This is a genomic window from Bradyrhizobium sp. WYCCWR 12699 (genome assembly GCF_032144035.1).
GTDB lineage: Bacteria > Pseudomonadota > Alphaproteobacteria > Rhizobiales > Xanthobacteraceae > Bradyrhizobium.
Genome location: NZ_JAVTJN010000039.1, coordinates 1,262,415 through 1,277,413 on the forward strand (window position 1 = coordinate 1,262,415; position 14,999 = coordinate 1,277,413).

General features: G+C 64.5%; 15 protein-coding genes. 9 read left to right on the forward strand and 6 right to left on the reverse strand.

The genetic code is table 11. From position 1 onward, the window contains the following. The first annotated feature begins 138 nt into the window (after positions 1-138). Together RPS27_RS36545 and RPS27_RS36550 are read left to right on the forward strand one after the other, a co-directional pair. A complete protein-coding gene (locus tag RPS27_RS36545) occupies positions 139-1,329 on the forward strand; it encodes a urate hydroxylase PuuD (RefSeq protein ID WP_212065413.1) in 1,191 nt (396 codons plus the stop codon). A gap of 138 nt (positions 1,330-1,467) precedes the next feature. Continuing rightward, on the forward strand, positions 1,468-2,325 hold the full coding sequence (locus tag RPS27_RS36550) for a VOC family protein (protein WP_212065414.1): 858 nt from the start codon (positions 1,468-1,470) through the stop codon (positions 2,323-2,325). Positions 2,326-2,339: 14 nt separating this feature from the next. Here the strand turns inward: RPS27_RS36550 and RPS27_RS36555 are convergent, their stop codons facing one another. After that, entirely contained in the window at positions 2,340-3,380 is a 1,041-nt protein-coding gene (locus RPS27_RS36555; protein ID WP_212065415.1) for a L,D-transpeptidase family protein, read from the reverse strand. A gap of 182 nt (positions 3,381-3,562) precedes the next feature. On the opposite strand from RPS27_RS36555, the gene RPS27_RS36560 reads away from it, so the two are divergent. After that, entirely contained in the window at positions 3,563-4,525 is a 963-nt protein-coding gene (locus RPS27_RS36560) for a lytic transglycosylase domain-containing protein (protein ID WP_212065416.1), read from the forward strand. A gap of 40 nt (positions 4,526-4,565) precedes the next feature. Here RPS27_RS36560 and RPS27_RS36565 read toward each other — a convergent pair whose 3' ends face one another. Continuing rightward, entirely contained in the window at positions 4,566-5,678 is a 1,113-nt protein-coding gene (locus tag RPS27_RS36565) for a DUF1236 domain-containing protein (RefSeq protein ID WP_212065417.1), read from the reverse strand. A 109-nt stretch (positions 5,679-5,787) separates the two neighbouring features. On the opposite strand from RPS27_RS36565, the gene RPS27_RS36570 reads away from it, so the two are divergent. Beyond that, the gene (locus tag RPS27_RS36570) at positions 5,788-6,249 is read left to right on the forward strand and encodes an NUDIX domain-containing protein (RefSeq protein ID WP_212065418.1); all 462 of its coding nucleotides are present in this window, start codon (positions 5,788-5,790) and stop codon (positions 6,247-6,249) included. Between the two features lie 22 nt (positions 6,250-6,271). Here RPS27_RS36570 and RPS27_RS36575 read toward each other — a convergent pair whose 3' ends face one another. Beyond that, positions 6,272-7,255: a Bug family tripartite tricarboxylate transporter substrate binding protein gene (locus RPS27_RS36575; RefSeq protein WP_212065419.1), complete on the reverse strand. Its 984-nt coding sequence runs from the start codon at positions 7,253-7,255 to the stop codon at positions 6,272-6,274. A gap of 449 nt (positions 7,256-7,704) precedes the next feature. Here RPS27_RS36575 and RPS27_RS36580 point away from each other — a divergent pair, with 449 nt between their 5' ends. After that, on the forward strand, positions 7,705-8,361 hold the full coding sequence (locus tag RPS27_RS36580; RefSeq protein WP_313755012.1) for a hypothetical protein: 657 nt from the start codon (positions 7,705-7,707) through the stop codon (positions 8,359-8,361). Continuing rightward, positions 8,358-8,660, forward strand: a complete 303-nt coding sequence (locus tag RPS27_RS36585) for an HGGxSTG domain-containing protein (protein ID WP_313755013.1) — start codon at positions 8,358-8,360, stop codon at positions 8,658-8,660. The genes RPS27_RS36580 and RPS27_RS36585 overlap by 4 nt, the downstream gene beginning before the upstream one ends. A 21-nt stretch (positions 8,661-8,681) precedes the next feature. Here RPS27_RS36585 and RPS27_RS36590 read toward each other — a convergent pair whose 3' ends face one another. The 3 genes from RPS27_RS36590 to RPS27_RS36600 all read right to left on the reverse strand — a co-directional run bounded on the left by RPS27_RS36590 (position 8,682) and on the right by RPS27_RS36600 (position 10,982). Beyond that, positions 8,682-8,864 (reverse strand): hypothetical protein, encoded by a 183-nt coding sequence (locus RPS27_RS36590; RefSeq protein ID WP_212065421.1) that lies wholly within the window; start codon positions 8,862-8,864, stop codon positions 8,682-8,684. 181 nt (positions 8,865-9,045) lie between these two features. Continuing rightward, positions 9,046-9,270, reverse strand: coding sequence for a hypothetical protein (locus RPS27_RS36595; protein WP_194406823.1), 225 nt, complete (start codon positions 9,268-9,270; stop codon positions 9,046-9,048). Between the two features lie 263 nt (positions 9,271-9,533). Beyond that, positions 9,534-10,982, reverse strand: coding sequence for a TAXI family TRAP transporter solute-binding subunit (locus RPS27_RS36600; RefSeq protein ID WP_212065422.1), 1,449 nt, complete (start codon positions 10,980-10,982; stop codon positions 9,534-9,536). 259 nt (positions 10,983-11,241) lie between these two features. Between RPS27_RS36600 and RPS27_RS36605 the strand changes: the two genes are divergently transcribed. From RPS27_RS36605 to RPS27_RS36615, 3 genes are all read left to right on the forward strand, one after another. Next, on the forward strand, positions 11,242-12,489 hold the full coding sequence (locus tag RPS27_RS36605; protein WP_212065423.1) for an MFS transporter: 1,248 nt from the start codon (positions 11,242-11,244) through the stop codon (positions 12,487-12,489). Positions 12,490-12,520: 31 nt separating this feature from the next. After that, positions 12,521-13,726: a M20/M25/M40 family metallo-hydrolase gene (locus RPS27_RS36610; RefSeq protein ID WP_212065424.1), complete on the forward strand. Its 1,206-nt coding sequence runs from the start codon at positions 12,521-12,523 to the stop codon at positions 13,724-13,726. 130 nt (positions 13,727-13,856) lie between these two features. Next, positions 13,857-14,942 carry a mandelate racemase/muconate lactonizing enzyme family protein gene (locus tag RPS27_RS36615; protein ID WP_212065425.1) on the forward strand — a complete coding sequence of 362 codons (1,086 nt, stop codon included), beginning with the start codon at positions 13,857-13,859 and terminating at the stop codon, positions 14,940-14,942. The last annotated feature ends 57 nt before the right edge of the window (positions 14,943-14,999 follow it).

Here is a 14,999-nt window from a genome sequence, read left to right on the forward strand (position 1 = left end):
TCAGCTGGTGCATGCACGATGTGCATCAGCCGCCGGCCATCGTACTGGAAAACCCCGCGGATAGGTGCGACACATTGGTTAAGCGGGGGTTGCGGTCATCAAAGCTGCGGCATCGCTGTCGCAATCGACGGGATGATCATGTGGGGATCCATCATATCGGAATGGGCGAGCCTGCTGCTCCGCTGGCTGCACGTGGTCGCTGCGATCGCCTGGATCGGCAGTTCCTTTTACTTTATCGCCCTCGACCTCAGCCTCAGGCCCAACAGCGACCTGCCGAATGGCGTCCAGGGCGAGGCCTGGCAGGTCCACGGCGGCGGCTTCTACCGGATCATGAAATATCTGGTCGCCCCCAGCCAGATGCCGGACGAGCTGACCTGGTTCAAATGGGAGGCCTACACCACCTGGCTGTCCGGCTTCGCGCTGATGGTGCTGGTGTATTATCTCGAGGCCGATCTGTTCCTGGTCGACAAGTCGATCCTCGATCTCACGCCGTTCCAGGCCGGCCTGTTCAGCCTCTTCAGCCTCGCGCTGGCGTGGCTGCTCTATGAAGGTGCCTGTCGGAGCGGGCTTGCGCAGCGCGAATTGCCCTTCACTCTCGGCGGCTATCTGTTCCTGGTCGCGCTGACCTACGCCTTCACCCATGTGCTGAGCGGCCGTGGCGCCTTCAACCAGATCGGCGCCATCATCGGCACCATCATGGTCGCCAACGTCTTCGCGCTGATCATCCCGAACCAGAAGAAGATCGTCGCCAGCCTGATCGCGGGACAGGCGCCCGATCCGAAGCTCGGCAAGGCCAGCAAGGAGCGCTCGCTCCACAACAATTATCTGACGCTCCCCGTCGTCGTGCTGATGATCAGCAACCACTATCCCCTGCTCTACGCCACCCGCTTCAACTGGATCATCGTCGCGATCATCCTGGCGCTCGGCCCCGTGATCCGTCATTTCTTCAACGAGCGGCATGCCGGGCGAAAGTCGCCATGGTGGGTGTGGGGCGTGGCGGCCATCGGCGTGATTGCGATCCTCTTCCTCTCCGCGGCCGGCCCGCGCGAGGCGAAGACGGCCGCGCTGCCGGCACAGCCGAGCCTCGCCGCTGTCGAGGAGATCGTGATGTCCCGGTGCAGCATGTGCCACGCGGCCGAGCCGGTCTGGGCCGGGATCGTGACCGCACCGAAGGGCATTGTGCTCGATACGCCCGCGCACATCCATCGCAACATCCGCCTGATCGGCCGTGTCGCGGCCTGGTCAAGCGCGATGCCGCCGGGCAACGTCACCGAAATGACCAGCCAGGAGCGCGCCGTCCTTGCTGCCTATCTCGAGCAGCGCCCTTGACGCCGTCGCGCCAATCATTTCGTGAAATGAAATTCCGCATCTCGCACTGAATTGAAAATGGCTTGACGGCCTATCCGGCGTAGACAGAACTAGCGGCCGCCGGCGCGGCTCACTTCAGTTTGCAATCGAGGAAGAACAGTGGCCCTCAAGAACGTCATCGGTATCGACCACGCCGTCGTCATGGTGAAGGACCTCGACAAGGCCGCCGAGAATTACCGGCGGCTCGGCTTCACGATCTCCCCGCGCGGCACCCATAGCGCGCATATGGGCACCGGCAATTACACCATCATGTTCGACCCCGATTACATGGAGCTGCTCGGCGTGCTCGCGCCGACCGAGCACAATGCGCCCGCCCGCGCCTTCCTCGACAAGCGCGGCGAAGGCATCGAGCGCATCGCCTTCACCGCGGTCGATTCCGCCGCCGGCGCAGAGGAGATCCGCGCCCGCGGCCTGACGCCGATCGGTCCAACCGATTTCGAGCGTCCGGTGACGCTACCCGACAGCACCGTCTCGGCTGCAAAATTCCGCACCTTCATGTGGCCGACCGCTGAAGCGCCCGGCGGCGTGCGCATCTTCGCCTGCCAGCACAAGACGCGCGAAACCGTCTGGATTCCCGAGTTGATGAAGCACGCCAACGCGGCGAAGCGCATCAAGCAGATTCTGATCGCAACGCCAGAGCCGACACAGGACGCGGCGCATCTCGGGCGGCTGATCGACCGCGAGCCGAAGGCCGAGACCGACGGCGCCGTGACAGTGCCCTCCGGCGGCGATCGCGCCGACTTCGTCTATCTCACGCTGGAGCAGCTCGGAAAGCGTTATCCCGGCGTGCCGCTCGCCGGCCTCGCCGAGCGCGGCGGCGCTGCGCTGGTGCTCGTCAGCGATGACCTCGCCGCGACGGAGAAGGAGCTGGGGTCGGCGGCCGTGCGCAGCGGGCCCGCGATCTGCGTGCCGCCAGCCAAGGCCAACGGCACCCTGCTCGCCTTCATTGCCGGCTGACTTGAACGAATTCTCTAAAGCGTGTTGGCGGCGCGTTTGCCGACCGTCTTGCCCTGCTGCTTCGAGGAGGAGTCCGTCGGCGCATCGAGAAAGACGACGGGCGTGCCGCGTTTGACGTTCTCGCCGAGCGCGCGCGCGTCCCAATTGGTGAGCCTGACGCAGCCGTGAGAGGCGGACTTGCTGACCCTGTCAGGCTCCGCCGTCCCATGGATGCCATAGCCCTGCGCCGTCAGCCCGATCCAGTACGATCCGACCGGGTTGTTGGGGCCTGGCTTGATCTCGAAGGGCTTGTTGGATTTCACGCTCTTGAACTTGTACTCGGGATTGTAGTGATAGGTCGGCAGCTCGTTGGTGCCGGTGACCTTCAGCGTCCCCGTCGGCGTCGGCCGATCCGGGCTGCCGATTGACGCCGGATAGAACGCGACCAGACGCCCGGAACCCTCGTAAGCCTTCAGCGTCGCGCCTGCCTTGTCGATCTCGATCCGGGCGATGCGCGGAAGCTCACGCCGCGCCGGTACGCTCGCCACGGCAATCGTCTCGCCGGCCTTGTCGAAGGACTTTCCCGGATTGAGTGCCTTCAACAGCTCTCCGCTCATGTGGAATTTCTCGGCGAGACCTTCGAGCGGACTGGTGTAGCCCACCGCCTCCAGCGACTTCATGTCCTCGAGCTTGGCCGGCAGCCTTTTGAGGAACGGCCCTTTCACATCCGCGTCGGTGATCTTGTAGTCGACGACGACAGGCCCCTCGCTCGCTGCGTTCAGCTTGTCCCATAGTTCCGGGGCAACGATCTTGTCGAAGCCGAGACCGTTCTGCTCGGCGAACGCCTTCAGCGCTTTCTGCGCGTTCTCGCCCAGCTTGCCGTCGATCTGGCCGGGAGAGAATTGCGCGCGATCGAGCAAGATCTGAAGCTTCGTCACCGGCGCGTTGACCTTGTCCGCAGCCGGCGGCTTTTCCGGACGCGCTGCATCGTTCACAGCCTTTGCGTCGAGATTGCCTGCGAGCGCCGGGCAGACGAGCCCCAGCAACATCACGGCGCCAAGCATCCATTGCATCATGATCGCTCGTCCCTTTGAAAATAATGATCCGCAAAATCGCGGGCAGTTTCTCTTTGGGAACACCGTAGTAACACCGAAGGAACCGGCGAGACCGCAGCTTTGCCGCAATCGGAAGGTTAAGAACTTCCTATCGCCGGCGCATCGCTGGCCGTTCATCCCACAGTTCGAGGTTGTCTCAGCAAATGCGATTTGTCGTCGCGGCTTGCGCCGCGTTTCTGGTTCTGATGTGCGACCTCGATCCATCGGCGTCGCGGCAAACATCAACTTTCGACACCGCCATTCTTCAGAACAATCATGCCTCCCCACTGGTTCCGGTGGTCGAGCTCTTCCTCGCCAGCGTGCAGGCCATTGAGCTCGCCAACGCGCGCGCAGCGCATGAGGAAACGATCGAGCCGCCGCGCGCGAGCGAACCGGTCGCCGAGGGGCAGGTTTCACCGACAGATCGGTTCTGCCATGCGCTTCGCGAAGCCGCCGAGGCCAGTGGCATTCCCGTGCCGTTCTTTGCCCGCCTGCTCTGGCAGGAGAGCCGCTTCAAGTCCAACGAGGTCAGTCAGGCCGGCGCCCAGGGCGTCGCGCAGTTCATGCCGGAGACGGCCGCCGAAGTCGGGCTCGATGATCCCTTCGATCCCATGAAGGCGCTGCCGGCATCGGCCAAATTCCTGCGCAAGCTGCGTGATGATTTCGGCAATCTCGGCCTTGCCGCAGCCGCCTACAATGCAGGCCCGGGTCGCATTCAGAAATGGCTTGCCAAACAAAGTGAGCTGCCACGCGAGACGCGCGACTATGTCCGCATCATCACCGGCACCAAGGCCGAGGACTGGACCGAACGAACGGAGGCGCTTGCGATCCGGATCGACCTGCCGCGCGAGGCGCCCTGCGAAGGTGTGGGCAGTCTCTCGAAGGCCAAGGATGTGGCCTGGGTTCCAGTCAACCTGACACCTTCCGCCATCGCTTTCATTCGCAAGGCGGAACAGCTTGCCGCGCGGCTGTCGACGAGCCGGGCCCGCAAGCGGTTCGCAACTCTGCTGCGGAAAGGCACTTCAGCCCATGGCAAGGCGCGCAGCATGATTGCAGCACGCGCGGCCGGAAAGAGCGCGAAAGCCCGCGCCATTCGCTTCGCATCACGCGAACGGCCTTCTGGCTAGTGTTCGGAGCCACTCGCACGAGTGGCTCCGGCATTGCTTGCTAGTCGATCTCCTCGATCACGCGCCGTTCGCGGGGCTCGATGACGTAGGTCCGGGTGTCGCGATGGATGTAGCGGTATTCCCGCAGATCCGGCGCATCCCGATAGACCGTGCTCGGGAATTCCTCCACCTCGACACTCTCCGGCACGCGATCGCCGACACGGATCTCCGTGCGTGCCGTGCCGGTGGTCCGCGCCTCGCTCCGCCCTTCGGTGCGGGTCTTCGCATGCTTGCGGATCACCTCGCGATCGCGATCGGAGAACTTGCTGGCGCTGCGCTCGCGCGTGGTCGTCGTCGTTGTCGCGGTGGATTGCCCCGAATACGGCAGCACCGTCACGATCTTGTACGACGCCGGATCGACCACGACGATCTGATCCTTCACCAGCGCAAAGCTGTAGCCGCGATATTGCGGCACGATCTCCACGACATCGGGCGGCAGCGTCGACAGGTGCACGTCGCGCGGCACCACCGTGCCGACGTTCAGCGAGAAATTGACGCTGGTCACGGGCCGGACGTTCAGGCGCGAGATCGACGTGCTGATCTTGGTCTCTTGCTGCCGGTTGAGATTGACGTCGGTCTGGGCGGCCGCCTGCGAACCGGTTCCCGCCCCCTGCGCCTGATTAGTGGCTGGCGCATTCGGCGCCTGCTGAGCCTGATTGGTTCCGGACGCCGCGGGCGCCTGCTGCGCCTGATTGCTGTTGGCCGTCGGCGGATTGGACCGATCTTGCGCCTGGTTGGTGTTCGCCGGCGGCGGATTGGCGCTCTGCTGGGACGCAGGCGGGTTGCCGGCCGTGTTCGAGCTCGCGGTGCCGCTCTGCGGCCGCGAGGTGTCCGTGCTGTTCGCGGTATTGTTGGGTGGGTTGGAATTGGCAGCCCCGGACGGCGCGGTGTTCTGCGTGTTCTGTGCCGACGTGCCCGTCGCCGGCGATTGCTGCGGCTGCGACGGGGTGCGCTGGGCGTCAGCGGTGCCGGATGGCGCGGTGGTGGACGGCGCTGTAGAATTCGATTGGGATTGCGGTGTCTGCTGGGACTTCGTGGTCGAGCCGGGCGATTGCGCAAAGGCGGCGTTCGCCAGCACCAGCCCCAAGGCGGTGGTTGCCAACAGGCGGATCATGGTTCACTCCCTTTTACCAAATAACCGTTGGCTACTAACCTGCGCTAAAACCACGTGTTCCACTTTTTCCCGAGAGAAAGCTGACCCCTCCCTCTGCACGGAACCTGCGATGCCATCGAAGAGTGCCGGGATCATCGCCTATCGCAAGCGCCGGACGCTCGAGGTGCTCCTGGTTCATCCCGGCGGGCCGTTCTGGCGCAACAAGGATCTCGGCGCATGGTCGATTCCCAAGGGAGAATATGCCGACGAGGAAGCTGCGGACGTCGCCGCGCGGCGGGAGTTCGCCGAAGAGCTCGGGCTTGAGCTGTCCGAGCCGCTGACCGCGCTTGGTCAGGTCAAGCAGCGCGGCGGCAAGCTCGTCACCGCCTTCGCGGTCGAGCTCGATCTCGACCCACGCAGCATTCGCAGCAACAGCTTCGAGATGGAATGGCCGCCCCGGAGCGGCAAACGGCAAGTCTTCCCGGAGGTCGATCGTGCCGAATGGTTCACGCTCGAAGAAGCGCGGGAGAAGATCAACGCGGGACAACGCCCGCTGCTCGACCGCCTGGCGCAGCTGGCCGGCGGCGAGTAGAGATCGCCGCAATCAAGCGCCCCTACTCCGCCTTGATGTTCGCGGCCGCCACGACCTCGGCGAGGTCCTTGGTCTCCTTGGCGATCTTGGCGGCGTAGTCGGCGGGGCTGAGCACGCTCACGACGCCCTGCGAGCCGAGCTTCTCCGCGACGGCCGGGTCCTTGGCCGCCGCGACGATCTCCCGGTGCAGCGTTTCGAGGATCGGCGCGGGCGTCGACTTCGGCATGAAGAAGCCGACCCAGAACGAGATGTCGAAGCCGGGATAGCCTGCTTCCGCGACGGTCGGCACATCAGGCAGCGACGGCAATCGTTCGGCCGACGAGACCGCGAGCGCGCGCAGCTTGCCGGCCTTGACCAGCGGCACGGCAGAGAGTGGATCGAACACAGCCAGCACCTCCTGCGCGAGGATGCCGACCTCCGCGGCCGAACCGCCGCGATAGGGCACATGGATCAGCTTGATGCCGGCCTTCTGGCTGAGCAACTCCATGGCGAGATGGGCAAGGTTGCCGTTGCCGCCCGAACCGTAAGCCAGCGCGCCGGGCGCGGCCTTCGCCGCGGCGACGAGATCGGCCACGGTCTTGATATCGGCCGTCTTGGGATTCTCCGGATTGACCACCAGCACGAGCGGCGCCGACACGACGGTGGTGAGTGGTGCAAAATCCTTTTCCGGATCGTAGCGGATATCCTTGAACAGCGTCTTGTTGAGCGTGATGGTGGAGGAGTTGCAGGCGAGCATGGTGTAGCCGTCACCGTCCGCGCGCGCGACGCCTTCGGCGGCGATCATGCCGTTGGCGCCGGCGCGGTTCTCGACCACGAAGGGCTGCCCCAGCCTATTGCTCAAGCGATCGCCGATGATGCGCGCGGCGACGTCGACCGGTCCGCCGGCGCTGAAGCCGACCATGACCTTGACCGGCCGCACCGGATATTTCTGCGCCATCGCCTCAGTCGACAGCGCAAAGGCGCACATTCCGGCGATGACGGCCAGCAGGCGGATGGTTCGTTGCATTGGTTTCTCCCCAGACCTCACGGCGCCGCTTGTGCAGGCTTGTTGGTGCGACGCCTTGGAGATCATGAATAGCGGCCATCGCGGATTTCGCAATCGCGTTCGGGCACCGGCATTCCGTCGCACGGCACGTACGCACCCCCTGCAAACAAAAAATGCGAAAACAACCCCATGCACAGTAGACGGCCTTAGTCGAAACAAGGGCTTAGGCGGCGGCGCCAATCTTCGGATGTTGCGAAATCCATTTTGACTCGTCGGGCAAATCAGGGGCATATTGGCATCGTCGCGACAACCGTGAGCCCCACGGCCCGCTGGGCCAGGGCTGCCTCGTGCGATCGCGCATAAGCCCCTCATCGACATCTGAAAATCACACCCGCTGCGCGGCAGTTGCGCGGATTGGTCTCGCCCGGCGAGCCTCCGCGCGCCTGCCGCGGGCCTAAGGAGATATCGACATGACGACAGCCCTGACATGCAACAGCACGAGGCCCGCCACCAAATATGACGGCAGCAGGCCGACCCCGCGGATCAAGCTCACCCGACGAAGCATCGTGATCAAGCATCCTGACGCGCAGGCCGGCGAACGGCTGATGGCCGAGGCGCTCGGCGCCGTCGACCGCGACGCGCTGCATGACATCCTCAAGCAATTGATGAAGGCCAGCGTGATCCTGCAGAAGCCCGACGAGGCCAATCTCGCCTTCATGGTCTCGATGATGAAGGGCATGGCGCCCAGGGATTCGCTCGAGGCCATGTTGACGGCGCAGATGGTGTCCATTCACGTCGCCACGATGCGCTCAGCCTGCCGCCTCGCCTTCACCGAAGACCTGTCGCAGCAGGAAGGCATCACGCGCACATTGACCCGGCTCGCCCGCACCTTCGCGGCCCAGATGGAGGCGCTCAACCGCCATCGCGGCAATGGCGAGCGGCCGATCACGGTACAGAATCTGTCGGTGCAGGACGGCGGCAGCGCGATCGTGGGGAACGTCGCGCAGCATGCGCACCTAGCCGTCGGCGAGCCCGGCGCCTCGATCAACGCGGGACTGGTCCCGTCGCGCGAAGCCGGCAAGCGCGAACACGACCGGGCCGCAGCCATGCAAGGCGCCACCGCATGAGCGCCGGTCACATCCGCAACACGCGCGCGATGGCCGCAAGCCCGCGCTGCGGCGCCGCGACCCGCAGAGGTTTCGCCTGCCGCGCTCCAGCCGTGTGCGGCAAGCTCCGCTGCCGCATGCACGGCGGCGCGCCCGGATCGGGCGCGCCATGGGGAAACCACAACGCTCGCAAGCATGGCACTTTCACGCAAGCGCGGATCGCGGAGCGACGGGCGATCCGGGAGCTGCTGGACGATGCAGGAAAGCTGCTGAGGGAGCTGGACTCGGACTCGTGTTCACAAAGCGACATCGAGGCCTAACCACGCCACCGGCTCGCCAGCCTAGTGCGGCGCGTTCGCTGGCTTGACGACAGCGATCTGCAGCCCTGCCTCATCGAGCGCCTGGGCAATCTGCTTTGCCAAAAGCTTCGCCTCTTCGGTCCCGATTTGCACGTCGGGATGTCCTTTGAAGAACTCGCAAATGGTGGTGGCGATGATGGTATTGACCTGGTGCAAATCATCCATTTGATGCACCCGAACTTGCCGACTGCTTCACCCCGGATGGGGTTGACGCTGCGGCCCGGCTGAGGAGAACCGTCAACGCAAGCCAAAGAATGACAGAATGGCCGCGATCACGACGACTAGTCCTACGAGGTAAATCAAGCCGTTCATGGAAGTGCTCCTTTCCGATTGGTGACTGGATCTATCAGGGGGCCGTGAGCCCGCCTTTGTTGCTGGCCTGCTCATCGAGCGCGAGCTTTTCGAGCTGCACTTCCTTCTCTATGTCGTGCAGAGAGTTTCCGATCTTGTCGACGATTCTGATCAGATCGGCATCGGAGATCTTGAGGCGCCTTCGAACGGACTTGACCTGCCTTGCGTTTGCAAGATCAAGCGTTGTGCGAATGACGCGTGATGGTTTCGAGCACAGCATGAGCAGGTTTCCTGACTGGGGTAAGAGCGATCACGTCCCTTTGTTCCGATTTTTCCCGAATCAACCGGCGATGAACGGCGGTAAAAGCGAGAGGCGACGAAAGCGTCGCGATCGACAGCAGGATGCGTGGCGGCACATAGAAGGCTTCGTCCGCGTCGGAAGGCGGCGCGCACAAGCATAAGTTGATCCGCTGGGCTCTACCCTCAATCCGTCGGCATTGCGGCCATTGCGCCACGGTTCAGCAGCCGCATTTTCGGATCGCCTCAGCCTCGCGGTGCGGCCACCGCGCCCCGCACGGGTTCGAGGTTGGTCCGCTGCAGCGCGGTCCGTCTCTCCGCGATGGCATTGCTCAACAGACCGAGTACCAGACCAAATGCCGCGAGCTCATCTTCCTCGATGGCGCCGTCGTCGTAGCACGCGAGCGTTTCGCCGATGATGGCGTCGGCTTCGCGTTGCAAAGCCAGAAGCTCCTGGCTCGATCCCGCGGTTCGTGCGCTGGACACCATGGCCAGGATTCTGTTGCGGTGGCTGTTGGTTTCCTCTCTTTCGTCGCGATTCAGATAGCGACGCAGCCAGGCGGCGGCCGAACCGATCCCTGACAGAAGCAGCAGCCCGAACCAGAAGTAATCGCCGTACCGGTCGAGGAAGGTCCGCTCGTTGCCGTCGATGACAGCCGCCGCGCCCCGATGCACCGGCAGTTCGGTATCCTTGTCGACGTCCGGCTTGGTAATGTGCGCTGCACCCGGCACCTGCCGTGCAATCGCCTGGCGAACTGCGAAGAGCTGACGGAAAAAGGCGGCGACCGTCGTTTCCGGCAGTGACTTTCTCGCGACGATGAGGTGGCTGACGCTGACCGTTTCAACCTTGTCATCGGGCCAGGCCGGATCCGCGTTGAAGACGCTGGGTGGAATTTCCTCCGCTTCATACCGGGGGTGCTTCAGGGCGATGGCTTCCGACGTCTCGATGGCAAGAAACTTCGGCGCGCCACGCGTGCGCGCAGTCGCGGCCACGGCATCGGATGTGATCTTGCTGTCGAGCGGCCCGACCGCCATGAATGCATCGATGGCCGGATCGCGCGCCAGATCTTCGATCTGGTCGGTACCGAAGTGTGTCACGACGACCTTGTCTGCCTCCACGCCGGAGGCGCTCAGGATGACGCGCAGCAACGCCGCATTCGCAGGCGTCCGGCCGATCACGCCGACGCGGCGACCTGCGAGATCGGCGACCTCCTTGATTTTCGGCGAAGCCTTTTGTTTCGAGCCCTTGCTTTTCGAACCCTTGCTTTTCGAACCCTTGCCAGCAGGGCCGGACGGAGCCCACAGCACGACAAAGTTCTTACGGACGACGGCAACGGTCTGCGCCTCCGCAGGCATGTCCAGATCGCCGCGGCCGACGGCGAGGTCGGCCTTGCCGGCCCGAAGCAAAGCAAGAGCCTCCACCGCCCCGTCGGTCTTGATCGGGCGCAGCCGGAGAGCCCGGCTTTCGCCGCCAAAGACATCGGCCATCGCCTGAATGACTTTATGATCGTCGCTGCCGACTGGACCAACGGCGATCCGGAGGATATCGGGCCGCAACGCATAATAGAGTGCGCCGGCCGCGGCACTAAAAACGAGAAACCCGACCGCGAAAGCCGCCAGCAAGGAATTGCCTCTCCTCCGCTCCCGGCGGGCCGCCTCGCTGGTCGTCTGACCTGTACTCTCGGAGGAAGACATTGCCGCTGCCCAACCACAGATCAGGGCTTCCCGCTTTCCAGGATGCCACGTTTCCCGATCATAACGTCCGGGCGATCGCCCTGGTTCATCACGATCCGAAGCCTGAACACCCGTTAAGCTTCTTCTCGACCGCCGGCAGGCACTCGCTGCCGGTAATGCGGAGAAGCTACATTCCGGAATAATGGGGTCCCGCTGCCGCCATTGGCGCCCGCCCCCCAATCATGTACGCCAATCCGAAATCTTTCCGGGACGGACGCTCATGACGACGGCTGCCACGAACGAGGCGGGAGATGGCACCCGCGCGCTGGTCTTTGCGCTGCTCGCGCTCGCCTGCGGCCACATGCTCTCGACCTTGCTGCGCACCATTCCGGCCGTGAGCCTCGACCTGATGGCGGCGGATTTCCGCATCGAGCCGCAGGCCCTCGCCAGCCTCACCTCGGTCTATCATTTTGCCTTTGCGGCCTCACAGATCCCCGTCGGTGCGGCGATGGACCGCTTCGGCGTGCGGCCGGTGTCGCTGAGCCTGCTGGCCGGAACCGTGGTCGGTGCCATCGCGTCGGGCTTTGCGACGGGCCCTTCGAGCTTTGCTTTTGGCCAATTGCTGCTGGGCGTCGCCACCTCGGGCATGCTGATGTGCCCGATGACGCTGGCTGCCAAGCAATTGTCGGCAAGCCGCTTCGGGCTGTGGTCGGGCGCGATCCTCTCGATCGGCAATATCGGCATGCTGTTGTCATCGAGCCCACTTGCCTTCGTGGTCGACAATTGGGGCTGGCGCGCCGGGTTCTGGATCTCCGCAGCTGGCGGCGTTGCGGTCGCGCTCGCCGTGTTCGCGCTGGTGCCGCACCAGCCGGCCGAGCACAAGGACGAATCCTCTCCGCTGTCGCAGATGATCGAGGTGCTTAGGCTCGGCCTGTCGCGGCCGTTGCGCGGGCTGATCGCGCTCGCGATGGTGTCGCTGGCGACCTCGCTGGTCCTGCGCGGACTGTGGGGCGGACCATGGCTGATGGAGATCAAGGGCCTGTCGCGGGTCGAGGCCGGCAATCAGCTCGGCGCCTTCACCCTGGCGATGATCGCAGGCCCGCTGCTGATGGGCATGATTGACCGCAAGGTCGGCCGCCGGCGCGACCTCGTCGCCGGCACGCACGCGGCGGCGGCCGTGCTGGTTGCACTGATGGCGCTGGGCGCACCGCATTATGCGGTTGCATGGCTGTTCGGCGTACCGGTCATGCCGCCGCAATATGATCTCGCGCTGTTCGTGCTGATCGGGCTTGCGATCTCCGCACAGCCGCTGCTGTTCGGCATGTGCCGGCAATTGGTGGACGCACAGACCGCCGGCAAGGCGCTGGCCGCGGTGAACCTCGCCTTCTTCCTCGGCACCGCTTTGATGCAGTCGATCACCGGCGCAGTGGCCGCCTTCGCAGGGCTGCCGGCGGTGCTGCTTTTCATGGCGGTGGCGCTGATCGTGGGCGTGCTGATCTTTTTGACTTACACCTCACAGCATTCGTAGGATGGCGGGCCGGTTGCCAAAGGAAAGAATCATGCCTGTCGACACCAAAGCCGCCACCGACCGCCTCATGCGCTTCCTCGCAATCGAGGGCGTCACCGGACAGGAGGCGGCGATCGGGCGCGAGCTCATGGCCGCGCTGAAGGAGAGCGGCGTGCCGGCGAAGGCGATCCGGCTCGACGATGCCAACAGCCGCATTCCCGTACCGACAGAAACCGGCAACCTCATCGTCGACCTGCCCGGCCGCGGCGCGCTGCACAACCAGCCGCGCATCATGTTCATGACCCACATGGACACTGTGCCGCTCTGCGCCGGCGCCAAGCCGAAGAAATCGGGGCGCAAGATCGTCAACGAGGCCAAGACCGCGCTGGGCGGCGACAACCGCTGCGGCTGCGGCGTGCTGGTGACTCTGGCCGCCGAGCTCGAAAAGCAGAAGCTGGACCATCCTCCGATCACGCTGCTGTTCTGCGTGCGCGAGGAGAGCGGGCTCTACGGTGCGCGCCACGTCAAGCTGGACGAGCTGGGATCTCCGGTGATGGCCTTCAACTATGACGGCGGCTCGGCCTCCAATGTCGTCATCGGCGCGGTCGGCGCCGACCGCTGGACCGTCGAGATCTTCGGCCGCGCCTCGCATGCCGGCGTCGCGCCGGAGCGCGGCATCTCCTCGACCATGATCATGGCGCTGGCGCTCGCCGACGTGAAGGCCGGCGGCTGGTTCGGCAAGGTGGTAAAGGGCAAGGGCGCGAGCGCGCGGATGGGCACCAGCAATGTCGGCCCCGTCACCGGCGGCGAAGGGCGCCCGGCGGGCGATGCCACCAACGTCGTCACCGATTACGTGCATGTGCGCGGCGAATGCCGCAGCCATGACGGAAAGTTCTTCAAGGAGATCACGAAAGCCTACAAGGCCGCGTTCGAGAAGGCGGCCAAGAAGGTGACGAACGCGCAGGGCAAGTCCGGCAAGGTCAAGTTCAAGGCCGAGACCGACTATTATCCGTTCCGCATGAAGGACAGCCAGCCCGTCATCAAGCGCGCGGTCGAGGCCGTATCGGCGGTCGGCGGCACGCCGAACGTCCGCACCGCCAATGGCGGGCTGGATGCCAACTGGATGGTCCGCCACGGCATCCCGACCGTGACCTTCGGCGCCGGCCAGAACGAGGCGCACACGATCGACGAATGGATCAATCTCGACGAATACGACAGGGCGTGTGCACTGGCTGTGCAGCTTGCGACGATGCGGTGAGGCATGGGCGTAACCGACCGCTTCTGCCGCCGCGGAGATTAAAGTGGTGAGTTACGCCGAGCACATGCGCTTTGCGCATCTGCTCGGCTAACCCACCCGACGCAACAAGAAGAACAAAAAGGGAGGCGGCATGCCGCGCATCGCAAACATCGAGACCGGACTCTACCGAATTCCCCTTCCCGTCACGCTGTCCGACTCCACCCATGGCGAGATCGTCGCGTTCGAGCTGATCACCTGCCGCATCCGTGATGCCGATGGCGCCGAGGGAGTCGGCTACACCTACACCGTCGGCCGCAATGGCGGCGCTGTCGCGGACATCCTCAGGCGCGAGATCCCGCCGCTGATCGAGGGCCGCGAAGCCGACGACACCGAAGCGATCTGGCATCACGTCTGGTGGGCGCTGCATTATGGCGGTCGCGGCGGGCCGGTGGTGCTGGCGCTCTCCGCACTCGACATCGCACTGTGGGATTTGAAGGCGCGGCGCGCGAAGCTGCCGCTGTACCAATTGCTCGGCGGCTTCGATGCCCGCGTGCCGTGCTATGCCGGCGGCATCGACCTCGATCTCTCCGTGGATGAGCTGCTCGCGCAGACCGACGGCAATCTCGCGAAAGGCTTTCGGGCCATCAAGATGAAGGTCGGCCGGCCCGACCTAAAATCCGACGTCGCAAAAGTCGCCGCGATGCGGCAGCATCTCGGCGACGGCTTTCCGCTGATGGTGGATGCCAACATGAAGTGGACCGTGGAGGAAGCGATCCGCGCGGCGCGCGCGTTCGTTCCTTATGACCTCACCTGGCTCGAGGAGCCGATCATTCCCGACGACGTCGCCGGGCACACCCGCATCATGCAGGAGGGCGGTGTCCCCATCGCGGCGGGCGAGAATTTACGCTCGCTGTGGGAATTCAAGAGCTACATCGCAAGCGGTGCTGTGTCTTATCCCGAGCCCGATGTCACCAATTGCGGCGGCGTTTCCGCCTTCATGAAGATCGCGCGGCTGGCGGAAGCGTTCAACCTGCCCGTCACCAGCCACGGCGCCCACGACATCACCGTGCATCTGCTCGCGGCGTGCCCGAACCGCTCGTTCCTGGAGGCGCACGGGTTTGGGCTCGACACATATATCGAGCATCCGCTGGTGCTTGAGGATGGGAAGGCGCTGGCGCCGGATCGGCCTGGGCATGGGATCAGCTTCGACTGGGCGGGGCTGGCGAAGCTGGCGTGATACCAATGACCGTCATTCCGAGGCGCGACGACGTCGCGAGCCCGCAAATCCATTTGG